The sequence below is a fragment of the Massilia sp. GCM10023247 genome (assembly GCF_042653325.1).
Taxonomy (GTDB): domain Bacteria; phylum Pseudomonadota; class Gammaproteobacteria; order Burkholderiales; family Burkholderiaceae_D; genus Telluria.
In genome coordinates, this window is the sequence record NZ_JBHSIB010000002.1 from 74,312 (window position 1) to 91,197 (window position 16,886).

Sequence of the window (16,886 nt, forward strand, 5' to 3'; positions counted from 1 at the left end):
CGCGTGAAGCGTGCGCCGCGTTGCCCCGACTCCACGCGTGAAGCATGCGCCGCGTTGACGCATCGTTCCGCGTGGAGTCAGGAGCGGTCCGCCGCCCGCTCCACCCTACGCTCAACCCTGCTTGTTCTTCCCGTCGAGCCGCTCGATGACGATCTCGATGCCGACGATCGCCTTGCGCAAGCGGTCGATGTAGTCCGGCGGCGCGTCGTCCGGCGACCAGGGATGCGGCTCGGCCGCTTCGTGCAGGGCGCTCTGGCGCCGCAGCAGGGCCATGATCCAGTCGGGGTCGTCCACCGTGCGCAGCCGCCCGTGGGCATGCACCACGCTGTAGTTCCAGGTCGGCACCACGCGGGTGTCGCCGGGGTGGCGCATGCTGGCCGAGGGCGGCACATAGGCGTCCGCGCTGCGAAAGACCACCATCACGGCGCCGCCATCGTTGCGCCAGAGCGGATTGGCGCGCGCGACGTGGGCCCGCAGCACGCCCAGCGGGCCCTCGCCCGGCGCAATCTCGAAGGGGATGTGGTCGGCGTCCAGGCCGTGCGCAGCGTGCGAGACGAGCGTGCCCAGCGGATGCGCCGCCATCAGCGCGTGCAGCATGGCGGGCCGCGTTTCGCGGGTCGATGCCGGGATATACATCAGCGCGCTCCCCCGGCGGCCATGCCCTTGCTTCCATCTGCTTCCCAGCCCATGCCTTGCCCTGCCTGCGCCATGCCGCCTCCTGTTCACGATGCGCTATCGTACGGCACAAATTCCGTTGTGGAAACCGTCATGTTGCAGACCGGCGCCGCTACCGCATGGCGCACAGTGGCTTATACTTTGCGCCCATGACGACCCCACGCTGCAGCTGGGCCAATCCGGCCAATCCCCGCTACCTCGACTACCATGACCACGAGTGGGGCGTGCCCTGCCATGACGAGACTCGCCTGTTCGAAATGCTCAACCTCGAGGGCGCGCAGGCCGGCCTGTCCTGGGAAACCATCCTCAACAAGCGCGACAGCTACCGCGCCGCCTTCGACGGCTGGGACGCCGAGCGCATCGCCCGCTACGACGATGCGAAGGTCGCCGAGCTGCTGGCCAACCCCGGCATCGTGCGCAACCGCCTGAAAGTGGCGGCGGCCATCAGCAACGCGCGCGCCTACCTGGCGCTGCGCGCCGAAGGACTGACGCTGGACGCCTGGCTGTGGGCCTATGTCGGCGGCAGCCCGATCGTCATGGACTGGCCGGACGGCGCGCGCCCGACGAAGACCGCGCTATCGGACCGCATCTCGAAGGACCTGGGCCGGCGCGGTTTCAAATTCGTCGGCTCGACCATCGTCTACGCCTACATGCAAGGCATCGGCATGGTCAACGACCACGATCCGCGCTGTTTCCGGCACCCGGGCGCGGCGTGAATTCGGCACGTTTCTGGCAGGGCCGCGAACGCTACACGGTGTTCGACACGCACTACGGCAGCGGCACTCACATTGCTGCGCTGATCGACGCCTGGCGGCGCGATCCGCTGCGGCCGGCGCGCCTGCACATCGTGGCGCTCGCCGGCGGCCTGCTGCCCGGCTTTCACCGCATTCCGCAAGACGACCCGGGCATCACGCTCGACCTGCTGGCCGCGCCGCTCGAGCCCGCCCTGGCCCAGCTCGCGGGCCGCATCGATTTCGCCTGCCTGCGCGCCCTGCAAGGGCAGGGCACGGGCTTTGCCCGGGGCCTGGCGCGCCTGGCGGCCGGCGACGCGCGCCTCGCGTACGACGCGCTCGACGCCGACCAGCTTGCCGCCCTGGCGGCCCAGGGTTTCGTGTTCGAGTCTGGCGAGGGCAGCGCACGCTTCGCCAGCCGCAAGCCGCGCCTGCCGCTGGCACCGGTGCCGCCGCGCCACGCCGTCGTGATCGGCGCCGGGCTGGCCGGCTGCGCCGCGGCCGAGCGCCTGTGCGCGCGCGGCTGGCGGGTGACCCTGGTCGAACGCCATGCCGGCCCCGCGCGCGAGGCTTCGGGCAACCTGGCCGGCATCTTCATGCCGCTGCTGTCGAAAGACGACAACATCCCGACCCGGCTCACGCGCGCCGCTTACCTGTATGCGCTGCGCTACTGGGAAACCCTGGGCGGTATCGGCGGGGCGATCGAAGGCGCGGCCTGCGGCGTGATGCAGCTGGCGCGCGACGCCGGCCACGCCCAAGCTTCGCGCGCGATCGCGGCGGGCGGGCAGTACCCGCCGGCGTTCGCCGAGTGGCTCGAGTCGCCGCAGGCCGCGCAACTGCTCGGCCTGCCGGCGCCGGATGGCGCCTGGCTGTTCCGCCAGGGCGGCTGGGCGCGTCCCGCCAGCGTCTGCGCAGCGATGCTCGCCGCCTGCGGCACGCGCCTGGCGACCCGGTTTGGCGTGGGCAGCGTCAGCCTGGCGCGCCAGGGCGGCGAGTGGGAAGTCCGAACCGAGGACGGCAGCGTGCTGGCCCGCGCCGCGACCGTGGTGCTGGCCGGCGGCGCCGGATCGACCCGGCTGGCCCAGGCCGCGCAGCTGCCGCTGGCGGCCCTGCGCGGGCAGGTCACCCACCTCGAGGCGGCCACGCTGCCGGATCTGCCCTTCGTGCTGTGCCGCGAGGCCTACCTGACCCCGGCGGCCGGCGGCCTCGCCTGCGCCGGCGCCACCTACGACCTCGACGCCGATCCCGCGTTACGCCCGGCCAGCCAGCAGGAAAACATCGAGCGGCTGCGCGCCCTGGTGTCGGATCCGGCGGCAGCGGCGGGCGCGCCGCTGGCGGGACGCGTCGGTTTTCGCAGCGTGGCGCCGGACCGGCTGCCGCTGGTCGGCGCACTACCCGATGTCGACGCCGCCGGCGGCACCGAGCGCCTGCGCGAGGTCCCGCGCCATCCGGGGCTATACGGCCTGCTCGGTTACGCGTCGCGCGGGCTGATCTGGGCGCCGCTGTGCGCCGAACTGCTCGCCGCGCGCCTGGAAAACGAACCGCTGCCGCTGGAAGTCAACCTGGCCGACGCGCTCGATCCGGCCCGCTTTGTGTTGCGTGCACGCCGCACCAGCCGCGCTCCCGGACCCGTAGCGCATGAATAACGGCGCCTGTGCGGGCGCAGGGCGTGTATCCGCCGCGATCTGCGTATAATTAACACACGGCAACTTTTTGCGCCAATGGAGGGCGCCGTCGCATGGACGACACCCGGCACGCGCCCGAACTGCTGATGTTCCTGGCCTCGACCGCCCACGACATGAAAAACTCGATCAGCGTCCTCTCCGGCACCCTGGAGCGGATGCTGGGAGACGCTGCGGCCCAGGCCCGGCCGGAGCCGCCGCCGCATTTCGACCAGATGGCGCAGATGCTGTACCAGACGCGCCGCCTGAACGACAGCCTGATGCAGCTGCTGGCCCTGTACAAGCAGGTCGGCACGCCCGCTTATCCGTTCGACGTGCAGCCGGTCGACAGCGGCGAGCTGGCGGCGCACATCGTGGCCCTGGGCCGGGTGCTGCTGGAGGCGCGCGGCATTGCGCTCGAGCTCGACGTCGAGCCGGACCTGGTCTGGCACCTGGACGAAGACCTCGTCGTCGGCGTGGTCTCGCACGCCATCAACAACGCCGTCCACTACACGCGCGACCGCATCCGCCTGTCGCTGCGGCGCCAGGGCGAGCTGCTCGAAATCCGCGTCGAGGACAATGGCATGGGCTATCCGCCGTCCTTGCTGAACATGGAGATCGATGCCGGCGCCGGCGGCGTCAATTTCGTGACCAACAGCGCCGGCCTCGGCCTGTACTTCTCGCGCGAAGTCGCGCGCATGCACCGCCACCGCGGCGCCGAGGGCAGCGTGCGCCTGGAAAACGGCGGCGCGCTGGGCGGCGGCTGCTTCATCCTGGGCCTGCCATGAACGCTCCCGGACTGCCGGCCGTCACGGCCGAGCCGGTCGACTGGGCCGGCATGCACTACCTGGTGGTGGACGACTTCGTCGGCGTGCGCCAGCTGCTCAAGGAAAGCCTGCGCAGCCTGGGCGCGCGCAACATCGACCAGGCCGCCAGCGGCGGAGAAGCGGCCGCCTTGCTGGCGCGCACCCGCTACGACGTGGTGCTGTGCGACTTCAACCTGGGAGAAGGCAAGAACGGCCAGCAGGTGCTGGAAGAGGCGCGCGTGCGCAACCTGCTGCTGCCCTCGAGCGTCTGGATGATGGTCTCGGCCGAAAAAAGCGTCGAATCGGTGATGGGCGCGGCCGAGCACCAGCCCGACGCCTACCTGGTGAAACCGATCACCGAAGGCGTGCTGCTCACGCGCCTGAACCGCGCCTGGCACCGCAAGCAGGTGTTTCGCCCGATCGACCAGGCCTATGCCGAAAAGGATTATTTGCGCGCGGCGCGCCTGTGCGACGAGCAGATCGCGGCCAGCGCCCTGCACGAAGTCGAACTGCTGCGCATGAAGGCGCGCCTGATGGAAAAGAGCGGCGAGCCGGAGCGGGCGCGCGAAGCCTACGAGCGCGTGCTGGCCCAGCGCGAGTACCAGTGGGCGCGCGCCGGGCTGGCCAGGATCCGCCTGGCCAATGGCGAATTCGAGCAGGCGCGCCAGATGTTCCAGGGCGTGATCGCCGAGAACCGTTACTACATCGAGGCCTACGACGGCCTGGCGCTGGCCTGGCAGGGCATGGGCAAGCTCGACGAAGCCTGCTCGGTGCTCGAGCGCGCCGCCAGACTGTCGCCCAACTCGGTGCCGCGCCAGAACAGCCTGGGGCAGATCTGTTTAAAACTGGGCAATGTCGGCATGGCCGAGAAGGCTTTTCGCAAGTGCATCGCGATCGGCGAATACTCGGTGCGGCGCACGCCCGACGCCCATTTTGGCCTGGCGCGCGTCTGCGGCCTGAAGAACGAGCCGAAGGAAGCGCTGGCGCTGCTGGCGGCGGCGCAGCGCGAGTTTGGTGAAGTGGCTCCCGACCAGCACCCCGGCACGCATCAGAACACGCATCAAAACACGCATCAAAACATCACACTGCGCGCGAAGATTACCGAAGGTCTGGTCTACCACGAGAGCGGCGACTACCGGCGCGCGCGCAAGGCGGGCGACGAACTGGAAGCCCTGCTGGCCGCGCAGGAGGAGCGGCCCGACGTGCCCACCTGCCTCGAGATGGCCACGCTGCTGTTCGCGGTCGGCGTCAAGGACGCGCCCGTGGAGCTGCTGTGCTACGTGGCCCGCAACAACCACGACAACCCGGTGCTGCTCGACGAGGTGCAGGCGATCTTCGAAAAGGCGCGCATGATGGAAGAGGGCGCCGACCTGATCCGGGCGTCGAGGAAGGAAGCCGCGGACCTGATGAACCAGGGCGTCCTGCTCTGGAAGACCGGCAAGCTGGCGCAAGCCGTGGCCTGGATGCGCGGCGCCCGCGCAAAGCTGCCGAACAACCAGCGCATCCTGTTCAACGCGGCCCAAGTGCTGGTATCGGCCATGCGCGAGCAGGGCTACGACGAAACGCTGGCCGCCGAGGCCCACGCCGTGCTGGCCCACGTCGACCGCCTGCAGCCGGGCCAGCAGCGCTTTGCGCAGTTGATGGAGCAATTGACGGCGCTGACGCCCAAGCCCGAGGAGCCCGAGGTCGATACGACCGCGTGACCGACGCGTTACCGGTACCGCCCGCGCACATCCGGCTCGCACGCCGGCCGCGGCGCCGGCGCCAGCCCGTGCTGGCGCCGCAACTGCTCGCACAGCTTGCCGATGTCGTGCCCGCCGCCGGGCCGGGCCGAGGCCGCCGCCGCCGCGCCCAGCGCCGCCTTGACGATGTGGTAGCCGAGCGCGCGGTAGCTCTCGAATTGCGCCTCGTCGAACCACTGGTCGGCCGTGCTCTGGTGCGGGTAGGCGGGATTGGCCTTGCGGTAGTTGAGCACGTCCGCGTTTTCCGAGCCGATGATGGCCGGCTTGATGTAGAGCAGCGTGCCGTCCTGCCCCGCGGCGTCGACGTGGCTGTAGCGGATGGTGCCCACCGCGCAGCTGGCGCCGCACAGGCTGGTGCCCGGCACGAGGTCCATTTTCGACACATCGATCTCGATGCTCACGTGGAGGTCGGTCGCGCACTTGCGGATCGCGTTGCCGAGGTCTTCGAAGGCCATCGCCTTGTCGCTGGCGACATCGACCGCGACGATCAGGCGGCAGCGCCGGCGCACCAGTTCATAGATGCCGAGGTTTTCGAAATGGCCGCCGTCGGACAGGTAGACGTAATTGGCATCGGCATTGGTCATGCCGAACAATTCGGCGATCAGGCTGAACAGGCCGATGCCGGGCGAGGAGTGGGTCCAGGCGCTCTTTCTCGGGTTCGGGCACCAGCGCCCGAGGCGCACGTTAAACATCGTCATCAGGAAGTTCAGCGGCGGCGAGGAGTGGGTGCCCATGTTCGGGCTGGCCGCCGCGCCCGACAGCGCCACCGCCATCCCGAGGCCGACCTTGGTGTCGTCGTCGCCGGTGCCCGAGCGCGACGCGTAGTCGCGGGTCGGGCGGTAGATGCCGCGCTGGGCGTCGCGCAGGCCGCCGCCCGCGCCTTGCGCCGGCATCACCGGCATCTCGAAGCCGCAAAAGCGCGGCGTAAAGGCGAACGAGGCCGCCTTTCTCGTCTGCCAGGCCAGCTCCTCGCCGCTGACCAGGTTCAGCGCCGTGTTGACGATGTGGTAGGGGCGCTGGTTGGCGAAGTCGGCCAGTTGCGGATCGTCGGCCGGATCGAAACCGGTAAACGGATGCGGCTGGCGCCGGGCGCTGCTGGCGCCGAAATAGGCGCGTACCAGGCGGTTGCGGTACAGCATGTAGAGCGAAAACTTGTTGATGTCGACGCGCCAGCCGAGCAGCAGCGCCGCGCCCAGGAAGCAGCCGAAGGCCACGACCAGCGTGTGGCCGTCGGTGGCCAGGGTGGCGTTGGCGTGCGCCGCATAGACGCAGGGCAGCGACACCGGCGAAGGGCAGTGGATGCTGGGGGCGGCGACGACCGCCTGCACCAGGCTCGACAGCATCGCGAAGATGCCGATCGTAAAGAAGTAGGGGGCGAGGCGGGCCGCGATCTCGCGCTTGGCGCAGTTCTTGTCGCGCGAGCCGGTGGCGCTGCCGCTGCCGGCTTTCAAGCCGATCCAGGTCATCACCAGCCAGCCGAGCGCGGTGCCGGCGTTGGCGATCGGATCATAGGTCAGCCAGGCCCAGTGCAAGAGCGGCGCGCAAAAGAAGGCGACCCCGAACATGATCAGCCAGACCAGCGAAAAGATCGAGGACCAGGCGCCCTGGCGGCTCCACCATTCGCGGCTGGCGTCGCTGTACAGCGAGCCGATCAGGCCGATCATCAGCGTCATCGTCACCGAAAACAGGGTCATCATCAGCGGCATGCCGAAGGTGCCCAGCGCAATGGCATTGTTCAGGATCGGGTGTGCCTGGGGATTGGGCAGCAGCGCCAGGCCCGCCAGCAGCAGCAGGGTGCCGGCGGCCAGCGCGCCGATCGCGCACAGGAAGTGGCCGGCGCCTTCGAGCAGTTCGGCGCGCGAAATGTCGGGATTCGGGCGGTGGCGGCGCAGGCGCTGCTCAAGCGCCAGGATCAGGGCCCAGGCGAGCAGCACCGCGACCGCCGTCGGGCAGATCCACCAGGCCAGCAGTTGGGCGATGCCGACCGCCATGAAGTGGGCCAGCGCGCCGGGCGCGAATTCGAGCGCCGCCGCCAGCGACATGCCGGCGACCGCGGCCCAGCCGGCGCAGCAGATGACGTAGCCGGCGGCGCGGTAGGGACTGATGCGGTCGTGCGCCAGGTACCAGCCGCTGGCCCAGACGATGAAATACACCATGCCCGGCACCAGCAGCCAGGCCGCGCCCCAGCCGTCGAAACGGGCCGGCAGCCCGACTTCCCAGATGGGCGGCACCGCGCCGCCGTGGCGCCACAGGCCGATGCTGACCAAGAATCCCGCCAGCAGCAGCGGCAGGTTGATGCAGAGGTTCACCGCGCCCTGTTGCAGCGGGAAGCGGCGCACGCCGCGCGAATGTTCCGGTTTGCTGGAAATGCTCAGCGCGATGCAGAACACGGCGACCAGGAACAGGCCGGTCCCCAGCAGCCAGATGGCGTCCGACCAGCGCGCCCAGGCGCCGCCCGGTCCAATCACCCGATTGACGGCCCAGACCGCGAAGCGCGGCAGGATCAGCAGGGCGCACAGCCAGGCGACGAGCATCGCCAGGTTCAGGCAGGTGTTGCGCACATAGGTGCCGATCAGGGTCCAGGTGTCGGCGCTGAAGGTGCCGCTTTTTGGCGACAGATAATTGCTGTACTGGCGCAGGAACTGGATCTCGACGGGCTCGGCGGCGACAGCCTGGCCGGCCACCCCGGGCGTCAGCAGGGCCTCGACCGCGCGCACGTCGCCGCGCCGCTCGCGGATGCATTTCGACAGCCAGCCGCCGATGAAGCCGCCGCCGGAGACGGTCGACAGGTAGTCGATATCGCGCAGCAGGCGCGCTTCGGCCAGCGCCTGCAGGGCGCCGAGGTTGAAGGTGGCGCTGCGCACGCCGCCGCCGGACAGGGCCAGTCCGGCCAGCCCGGCTTCATGGGCGCGCCCCAGCAGGGCGCAGGTGGCCGCCGGCCGCACGTCGTCCGGGGAGCCGGCGCCGCCCGCGGCAGGGCGCAGCAGGTCGAGTTCGTTCTGGAACACTTCGCCGAACACCGTGCCGCTGGTCGCGTTCAGGCGGTGCCAGGTGGTGCTGTCCAGGGGACCGGTCGCGGCCAGCCCTTGCGCCTTGCGAAAGGCGGCAATGGCGCCGGCCAGTTCCTCGAGCCGGTGCGCCTGCGGCGGCACCGGGCAGCCCGCGCTCTCGAGCTTGCGCCGCACGTCGGCGACCTGCTCGGCGCTCAGGGCCGCAAAATTGATGGTGGAACAATCGATGGTGGACATGCCGGCCTCCAACAGGAACGCGGCAGCCGGGATGCCCGGGCCGTGCTATCAAGCTCAGCACAGAGTTCAGCACGACCAGGACGGATGTGATGCCCGTCAAATCAAATGACGGGCAGGACAGGACGAAAATCCTGTCAAAAGATCAGGCTTTGTCGGATTTCGAGCGTGGCGGTTTCGGCGAACTGGTGCCTGGCGTGCCGCCGGCGGCGCCGCCGGCCACCGGCGCAGCGGCGCGCGCCGCCTTGCCGGCGCCGTCGTCGGCTGGAGCGGGCGCGGCGCTGGCGGACGGTGCCGACCCGGCGCCCGCGCCGTCGGCCGGCACGGCGCTCGCTACCGCCTGGCGAAACTGATCCTGTAACAGGTTCCACCAGGCAAGGGCAGGGGCCATCGCCGCCTCCGGGGCCGCGCCGTCGCCGCCGGGCGCAGCGGCAGGCCCCTCCGCGGGCGCGCCCGCAGCGGCACCGGAGGCGGCGGCCCCGGTACCCGGCTGCGGCATCCCGCCGGGCGCGAAGAAGGCCGCGAACGGCGGCAGCGAAGCGGTTTGGTCGCCGACCTTGCCCATCGCCTGGGTCATGCTGTCGGTCATCGTTTTCAAGGCGGCGATGGTACCGCGCTGCACTTCGAGCGCCTGGATCGAGCTGCGCAGCATCGACAGGTTCAGGTTGAGCCAGCTTTCGACGGTTTTCAGGTCGGTGATGCGCTTGTCGAGATCCTCGAGGGAGGTCTGGGGTGCGCCGATGCCGGGCATGCCGGCGCCGGGCACGCCCATGCCGCCCCACAGTTTCTTCACGAACTCGAGCGTATCCGTCATGCCGGGTACATTCTGCGAGGGAGGTTTGAGCATGTTGGTCTCCGTAAGTTGGCGTTCCAGGTGGGTATCCAGCGTATCAGATAAATAACATGCGTACAAAAGCCCAACGCAGGCCTGCCGGGCAGCAAGCGCTCTCGTGGGCGGGTACACTAGGGCCATGGGTATTGTTTCTGTCTTCCGCCGACAGCGCCGGGCCGTGGTGCTGGGCGCACTGATCGTCCTCCTGCACGCCGCACTGTTCTTCCTGGTCGGAAGCAATGTCGGCCTGCCGCGCCTGCCTGGCGGGCTGCATGCCGCCAGTTTCGTGCAGACCGAGCTGCTGCCCGAGCCCGCGCGCGAGCTGGCGCCGCCCGAGCCGGTGCCGCCGCCCATTCCCTTGCCGCCTCCGCCGCTGCCGGACGTGAAGGCCGAACTGCCCGAGCTGCCGGCGCCGGTGCTGGCGCAAGACGCCGTCGGCCCGGCGGCCGCATCCGGTAGCGGCGGCGTCGGCGAAGCCGCGGCGGCCGCTGCCGCGGCGCCTGCCGCAGCTTCCCCCGCAGTTGCGGCCGGCCCGGCCCCGGCCGAGCCGCCGGCACCGGAAGCGCCGCCGCCGGTGCCCGGGCGCAGCTTCAAGGCCAGCCTGCCGCCGCCGAGCGCGATAACGATGGACCTTGCCCGCACCGACGCCGACGGCACCCAATGGAGCGGCGAGGCGCAATTGTCCTGGCAGCAGGGCGGCGACAGCTACCGGATGTCGTTCGAGGCCGGCATCCGCATCGTGTTTACCCGCGTTAACCTGCTCGTGCTGACCAGCGAGGGACGGCTGGCCGCCAGCGGTTACGTCCCCGTGAAGATGACGGAGAAGCGCCGCGGCCGGGCCTTGACCGCGACCCATTTTGATTGGGAAAACAAGAAAATCACGTTCTCGGCCTCGCAAAAGACGGCCGAGCTGGTGGCCGGCGCCCAGGACAAGGCCAGCGTGCCCCTGCAGTTGACGGCCATTGCGCGCGGCGATCCGGCCCAGCTCACCGGCGACATCGACATCCAGGTCGGGGAAGAGCGCGATGCCACCGTGTACCGCTTCGTCGTGGTCGGGCAGGAAGAGATCGACACCAAACTGGGCAGGCTGCAGACCGTGCACCTGTCGCGCCCCCCGAAAGAGGGCTCCTACCGCACCCGCCTGGACATCTGGCTGGCACCGGCGCGCGGCTGGTATCCGGTGCAGATTCGCAGTACGGAGGCCAGCGGTGCAGTAACCACGCAAACGGTGAATAATATAGCCCTTACCGATACAGGAAAATGATAATGCGAACCCAACTTTTGAGGACCGGCGCCCTGGCCGCCCTGGTGGCGCTGGGCGTGGCCGCGCAGGCCGCCGCACCCGCCGCCGCCGCGCCCAGGCGCGCGGTCGAGATGCCGCCCTCGGCCGACCTGGTCTACGAGCTGGCCGCCCAGCAGCGCGGCTTCGGCCTGAAGGGCGAGGCGACCATCGCCTGGCGTGCCGGCGACGGCAAATACGACGTCAACGTCGAGGCGCGCGTGCCGCTGATCGGCAAGCTCACCGAATACCGCAGCCAGGGCACGGTCGACAGCTACGGCCTGGCCCCAGCCGAGTACCATGAAAAGCGCTACCGCAAGGACGCCACCACGACCACTTTCGACCGCAAGGCGAAAACGATCACCCTGCCGGAAGGGGCGGCGCCGGTGCCCCTCAAGGGCGGCGAGCAGGACCGTGCTTCGGTGACCTGGCAGCTGGCCTCGGTCGCGCGCGCGGCCGGCGAGGCCCGTTTCAAGCCGGGCAGCGAGTGGACCTTCGTCGTCGCCGGCCGGCGCGACGTCGAACCCTGGACCTTCCGCGTGGTCAAGCGCGAAACGATCCGCACCGCCATGGGCGAACTCGACACCTTGCTGGTGACGCGCGAGCCGCGCGCCGGCGGCAAGAGCGAAGGCGTCGACGTCTGGCTGGCGCCGGGCCAGGAATGGTATCCGGTCAAGCTGCGGTTCCGCGACGACGAGCGCGAGACGATCGAGCAGACGGTGACGAAGATTACGCGCAAGTAAATTTCGGATTGCAAACGTCGCGGTCCTAGGGCGGACTCCCGAGTCCACGCGTCGATACGCGTCGTTTGCCTCATGGAAATAGCGCCGCCATCCGTTTGCATTCGATAAACGTCGAATGTGTCATTCACGCCAAGCAACACCGGCTGGGCCGCTTTCGACTCCTAGTTGCTCGATCTTAACTGTTATACTGGCGCCCCCGCGGAAAAGCAGGCTTGCAACAAGCTCTCACATTCCGCGCTCGCAAACTGGTATCCCACATGATCGACATACAGGCAGGCGCGGCCCTCGCCGCGGAACCCCATGGCACGGCGCTCGAAGACGATCCGCTCGCCGCGCATTTCCAGCAAGGCGTCGCACCGGACGAAATCGAGCAGGTCTTCCACCTCAAGCGCGCGCAGCCGATGCTGTCCGCGTTCACGGCGCTGTTCCACGGCACCCAGGACGGTGTCCTGGTGCGCCTGCTGGTGCTGCGCGAGCTGGCGGCCGACACTTCCAGCCCGGCCTTCTCGCGCGCCGACATCAACACCAAGCTGGCCTACCTGTTGCCCGAGAGCCTGGAAACGGTACTCAACCGCCTGCGTACCCACGGCCTGCTGGCCTGGGACGGGCCGGGCGCCGTGTATCGCATCACGCCGCTGGCGCGCAACGTGCTCTCCGCGCTCGAGGCCCTGCTGGTGCTCGGCAAGCCCGAGGACGACGATGCCGAGATGGGCTACCTGCTGTCGCAGGTGGCCGGCGCCCAGGCGGTCGGCGGCGTCACGGTCGAGCAACTGAAGCACCTGCTGGGGCGCCTGGTCGAGCTGACCGAGGAATTCCGCGACGCGATCGCCTCCGGTTCCGAATTCAAGCTGCGCAATTCGCAGGCGAAGTGGCACATGGCCTGCGACTGGGTCGAGAAGGGCTCCGTCATCCTGCGCGCGATCACCTCCGACGAACGGGCGGACTCGGCCACCCACAAGGCGGCGCAGGCGATCGGCCGCGCGCAAAGCGCCTTGCTGAATATGCAGGGCATGTTCTCGCGCGCCTTGAATCAAATCGAGCGCCAGCGCGTGCACCTGGGCCAGTCGGGCCTGTCGACGACCGACGTCAAGCGCTGGCTGCTGGCCCACGACGACCTCGCCAGCCTGGCCGAGAACGCGATCGACCGCCCGGTGGTGCCGCTGTTCGGCACGCCGGCCGAGATGATCGACGTCGCCGAAACCGAACTGCTCGCCGAGCGCGCCATCGTGGCCGGCCCCAAGGGGCTGCCGTCCGGTGAAGACGCGCCGCTCACCCTCAACGACAACCCGGCGATGCAGGCGGAACTGAACGACTGGATCAACAAGCTGGCCGACTTCGCCAACCTCGGCAACTTCCCCGAATTTTCGGAAACCGGGCCGCGCAAGGTGCAGCTGCACGAGTCGCTGCTGCCGGCCGGCTTTGCGCTGGCTTCCTACCGCGCCTCGCTGCTGCCGCTGCTGGGCGACGCCTCGGAGGCGAGCCTGCAGGGCGCGACCGCCGAACTGGCGCGGCTGCCGATCAAGTTCGAGCCGACCGACGACATGGTCCAGCTCGACGATCCGGAAGTGGCCGCCATGTCTTTTGCAACCCTCTCTCTAGATCTCGAAAACGGCACGCCCAATGAATGACGATGCACAAATCCTGATCGCGCGCCTGCTCACCCACCAGACGCTGCGCCGCGACGACAAGATGGTCAAGCGCGCGCTGTCGGACGAGCAGTTCCGCATCGAAGTCGACAAGCGCCTGCTCGACGCCGGCCTCAAATTGCTCGACAACGTGTATGCCGACCACGTGACGATCGCCCTGCACCGCAATGTCGAGCCGAAGATCTTCGGCGCGAAGGACATCTGGCAGAACAATAATTTCGGCCTCACGCGCGACGGCGTGGCGCTGCTGGTGGTGCTGTGGGCGCAGATCATCCTGCCCAAGCGCGAGCGCCAGGAAACCCACGTCACGGTGGCGGACGACCAGAACGACCTGTTCGACAAGGACAATCCGATCCCGCGCGCCGAAGACACCTCGATCGGCATTTCGTACACGGCGCTGCTGTCGGACTTCGGCGACAAGCTGGGCAAGAAGACGCGCATGGACATGAACCTCGGCGTGCTCTCCAAACTCGGCTTCATCGAGCGGCGCGGCGACGTGATCCTGGAAGGGCCGCTGCTCGACCTGATGATGGACACCGACGTGCTCAAGGAACGCATCATCAATGGCGCCCTGTCCGACGTGTTCAAGCGCGCGCCGCTGGCCGCGGTGCCGCGCCGCAGTTCGCCCAATGGCGACGCCGCCAACGACGCCGACGCCGTCGAGACCACCGACTCTCCCACCTGAGCCACGAACTGAGACACCATGTTCCACATTAAATCACTCGAACTGGTCCACTGGGATTATTGGCAGCGGATCAAGAACATCCCGCTCGACGCCAAGATCATCACGATCGCCGGCCAGAACGGCTCCGGCAAGACGACCCTGCTCGACGCGATGCGCACGCTGTTCGGCCTCGATTGCTCGATGGGCCGCACCTATAAACACTATGCGCGCCACTCGGGCCAGCAAAGCGCCTGGATCCGCGCCGTGGTCGACAACAAGCCGGTCGGGCGCCAGCTCTCGAACCGGCCGTTCCGCCACTCGGGCTTCTTCAGCGACGACGAAGTCACGCTGTTTTGCCAGGTGCAGAAGAACGGCGGCGACTGGAAGCGCCAGTACCTGATGCGCCCGGGGAACGTCGACATCGAGGAAGTCACCGAAGCGACCGACTGGCTCGGCGTCGAAAACTACCGCAAGCGGCTGGCCTCTGCCGGCCTGTCGCCGGCAATGTCGAAGGTGCTCGCCCTGGAGCAGGGCGAGACCGATAAACTGTGCGAATACGCGCCGCGCCAGCTGCTGGACCTGGTGTTCCAGGTCTTCGGCGACAAGGAAGTGCTGGACGCCTACGACGAAGCCAAGCGCCACCAGCGCGACACCGAGACCGAGCTGAAACGCTTCGAGGCGGAGCTGGAGAGCTCGCGCATCAACCTCGAGGGCCTGCGCCTGCGCGTGGCCAACTTCCACCAGTGGGAAGACCTGCACAAGGAGCGGCGCGACCTGAAGGAAGAAGTGCTGCCCAGCCTGGAGTACCACGAGGCGCGCGAAAAGGCCGCGGCCATCAGCCGCAACCTGCACGAACAGCGCAAGCCGATGGCGCAGGTCGACAGCATCCTCACCGAGAAACGCCAGGCGCTCGCGGCCCAGCAGCGCGCGCTGACCGAAGCCCAGCAGCAGGAAACCCTGCTGGAGCAGGAGGGCACGGCGCTGGCGAGCCGCCTGACGTCGATTAACAGCCGCATCAAGCCGATCGAGAACCTGCTCGAGCAGAAGGAACGCCTGCACAAGCTGGCCGCGGAGGCCGGCGCCGACATGGCCGAAGTGGCCAGCCAGCTCGAGGAAAAGGAAGCCGAGCTGGCGCGCCAGCGCGCCGCGCGCGAAGCCATCGCCGCGAAAATCGCCGGCGAGATGGCGACCATCTCGGCGCTGCAGGGCAAGAGCGCGATGCCGGAGCCGGAAGCCCAGCGCCAGATGCGCCGCGCGCTGCGCGACGAGGGCATTGCGCACGCGATGCTGTCGGATATCGTCGAAGTGACGGACCCGAAATGGCAGGGGGCAGTGGAGGGCGTGCTGGGCGGTTACGCTTCGGTCGTGCTGCTCGAGCGCGCGAAAGATGCGCCGGCGGCGTATCGCCTGGCCGAGAAGGAGCGTTACCGCCACTTCATCGTCCCGGACTGCATCGAAGCGCCGAAAATGAAGGACGACAGCCTGCTGTCGGTGGTGAATTTCTCGGCCCCGGCGCCGGGCTGGCTGATCGACCAGCTGGCGCGCATCGACCGCGTCGACTCGGTCGACGCCGGCTTCAAATCGGGCGTCGAGGAGTGGATCACGCCGGATGCCTACCACCGCGAACGCCGCGGCGGGCGCTCGCTGTACGTCGAGCCGTCGCGCTACCGCTTCGGCGCCGCCGGCAAGACCCAGCGCCTGGAGGCGATCCAGAAGTCGCTGCCGGCACTCGAGGCGAAAGAGGACGCGCTCACGCTCACGATCAGCAAACTGGCCGCCGAAGTCGGCGGCCTGAAGGCGCGCATCGCCGGCGTCGACGCGGCCAAGGAACTGGCCGCGCGCCAGGCCGAGTTCGAGGAAGCGGCGCGCAACATGGCGCCACTGCGTGCGGAACGCCTGGAGGTCGGCGCGCGCCTGGGCGAACTGCAGACCCTGACGAAGAACGCGACGGTGGCGCGCACCCGCGCCGACACCGTCTGGCAGAACGCGCGCATGGCGCTGTCGGAAGCGGAAGCGGGCCTGCGCCTGAACCACCGCCGCCAGATCGAACAGCGCAGCGAACATGCCAAGGCGCTGCTCGAACTGCGGCGCGGCTGGCGCAATATCCCGCAGGGCTGGCGCGCCCCGGCGCGGCGCGCCGCGCTGGTCGCCCAGCACCAGAACGCGCACCAGGTGAACCTGCGCCTGTCCTCGCTCGAACACGCGCTGGCGCGCGACGACTGGGAGCTCGACGCCACCGTGATCGACCAGTACGCGCGCCTGAACGACCAGCTTGCCGGCCGCCAGGTCGAGACCGAGGAACGCCGCTACCAGAACAACCGCGCGATCGAAGCGACGGGCAACGCCCGCGGCGCCTACATCGAGCGCCTGCGCTACACGATCAAGACCTATTCGAAGAACATCAAGGAACTCGGCGAGCTGGCCGGCATCGACGTCCAGGCCGACCCGGTGCGCCTCGAGAACGACGACGTGCAACTGGCGCAAGCCGGCCTGCACGTGCGTTTCAAGTTCGACGGCAAGGACCAGATCGGGATGAACGACGGCGAAGCCTCGGGCGGCCAGCAGGTGATGAAGTCGCTGGTCCTGCTGATCGGCCTGCTCAAGTCGGAAGAAGGCTCGGGCGGCTTCGTCTTCATCGACGAACCGTTCGCCCACCTCGACATCCGCAACATCCAGCTGGTCGGCGAATTCCTGAAGAACACCGACGCCCAGTACCTGATGACGACCCCGCTGACGCACAACACCGACGTCTACGATCCTTCCGAACTGACGCTCATCACGAGCAAGAAGAAGAAGGACACGCAGTGGGCGCAGCCGATCTTCGTGCTGCAACGGCGGAAGGAAGAGGCGAAAGCCGCGTAA

12 protein-coding genes are annotated in these 16,886 nt (G+C 68.8%); 9 read left to right on the forward strand and 3 right to left on the reverse strand.

Features of this window, described 5'->3' with window-relative positions:
* Positions 1–111: 111 nt before the first annotated feature.
* Positions 112–636, reverse strand: a complete 525-nt coding sequence (locus tag ACFPAH_RS00330; protein ID WP_379738904.1) for an FMN-binding negative transcriptional regulator — start codon at positions 634–636, stop codon at positions 112–114.
* 188 nt (positions 637–824) lie between these two features.
* Here ACFPAH_RS00330 and ACFPAH_RS00335 point away from each other — a divergent pair, with 188 nt between their 5' ends.
* The 4 genes from ACFPAH_RS00335 to ACFPAH_RS00350 all read left to right on the forward strand — a co-directional run bounded on the left by ACFPAH_RS00335 (position 825) and on the right by ACFPAH_RS00350 (position 5,576).
* A complete protein-coding gene (locus tag ACFPAH_RS00335; RefSeq protein ID WP_379738907.1) occupies positions 825–1,391 on the forward strand; it encodes a DNA-3-methyladenine glycosylase I in 567 nt (188 codons plus the stop codon).
* On the forward strand, positions 1,388–3,052 hold the full coding sequence (gene mnmC / locus ACFPAH_RS00340; protein WP_379738910.1) for an FAD-dependent 5-carboxymethylaminomethyl-2-thiouridine(34) oxidoreductase MnmC: 1,665 nt from the start codon (positions 1,388–1,390) through the stop codon (positions 3,050–3,052). The genes ACFPAH_RS00335 and mnmC overlap by 4 nt, the downstream gene beginning before the upstream one ends.
* A 92-nt stretch (positions 3,053–3,144) precedes the next feature.
* Positions 3,145–3,855: a sensor histidine kinase gene (locus ACFPAH_RS00345; protein WP_379738913.1), complete on the forward strand. Its 711-nt coding sequence runs from the start codon at positions 3,145–3,147 to the stop codon at positions 3,853–3,855.
* On the forward strand, positions 3,852–5,576 hold the full coding sequence (locus ACFPAH_RS00350; RefSeq protein WP_379738917.1) for a tetratricopeptide repeat protein: 1,725 nt from the start codon (positions 3,852–3,854) through the stop codon (positions 5,574–5,576). The genes ACFPAH_RS00345 and ACFPAH_RS00350 overlap by 4 nt, the downstream gene beginning before the upstream one ends.
* Before the next feature lie 8 nt (positions 5,577–5,584).
* On the opposite strand, the gene ACFPAH_RS00355 is transcribed toward ACFPAH_RS00350, so the two are convergent.
* Together ACFPAH_RS00355 and ACFPAH_RS00360 are read right to left on the reverse strand one after the other, a co-directional pair.
* On the reverse strand, positions 5,585–8,863 hold the full coding sequence (locus tag ACFPAH_RS00355) for a patatin-like phospholipase family protein (protein WP_379738920.1): 3,279 nt from the start codon (positions 8,861–8,863) through the stop codon (positions 5,585–5,587).
* Positions 8,864–9,005: 142 nt separating this feature from the next.
* Positions 9,006–9,707 (reverse strand): PhaM family polyhydroxyalkanoate granule multifunctional regulatory protein, encoded by a 702-nt coding sequence (locus ACFPAH_RS00360; RefSeq protein WP_379738923.1) that lies wholly within the window; start codon positions 9,705–9,707, stop codon positions 9,006–9,008.
* A 124-nt stretch (positions 9,708–9,831) separates the two neighbouring features.
* Here ACFPAH_RS00360 and ACFPAH_RS00365 point away from each other — a divergent pair, with 124 nt between their 5' ends.
* From ACFPAH_RS00365 to ACFPAH_RS00385, 5 genes are all read left to right on the forward strand, one after another.
* A complete protein-coding gene (locus tag ACFPAH_RS00365; protein WP_379738926.1) occupies positions 9,832–10,956 on the forward strand; it encodes a DUF3108 domain-containing protein in 1,125 nt (374 codons plus the stop codon).
* A 2-nt stretch (positions 10,957–10,958) separates the two neighbouring features.
* Positions 10,959–11,714, forward strand: a complete 756-nt coding sequence (locus ACFPAH_RS00370) for a DUF3108 domain-containing protein (RefSeq protein WP_379738929.1) — start codon at positions 10,959–10,961, stop codon at positions 11,712–11,714.
* A 257-nt stretch (positions 11,715–11,971) separates the two neighbouring features.
* Entirely contained in the window at positions 11,972–13,342 is a 1,371-nt protein-coding gene (locus tag ACFPAH_RS00375) for a hypothetical protein (RefSeq protein WP_379738932.1), read from the forward strand.
* Positions 13,335–14,045, forward strand: a complete 711-nt coding sequence (locus tag ACFPAH_RS00380) for a hypothetical protein (protein WP_379738935.1) — start codon at positions 13,335–13,337, stop codon at positions 14,043–14,045. The genes ACFPAH_RS00375 and ACFPAH_RS00380 overlap by 8 nt, the downstream gene beginning before the upstream one ends.
* Before the next feature lie 18 nt (positions 14,046–14,063).
* Entirely contained in the window at positions 14,064–16,886 is a 2,823-nt protein-coding gene (locus ACFPAH_RS00385; protein WP_379738938.1) for an ATP-binding protein, read from the forward strand.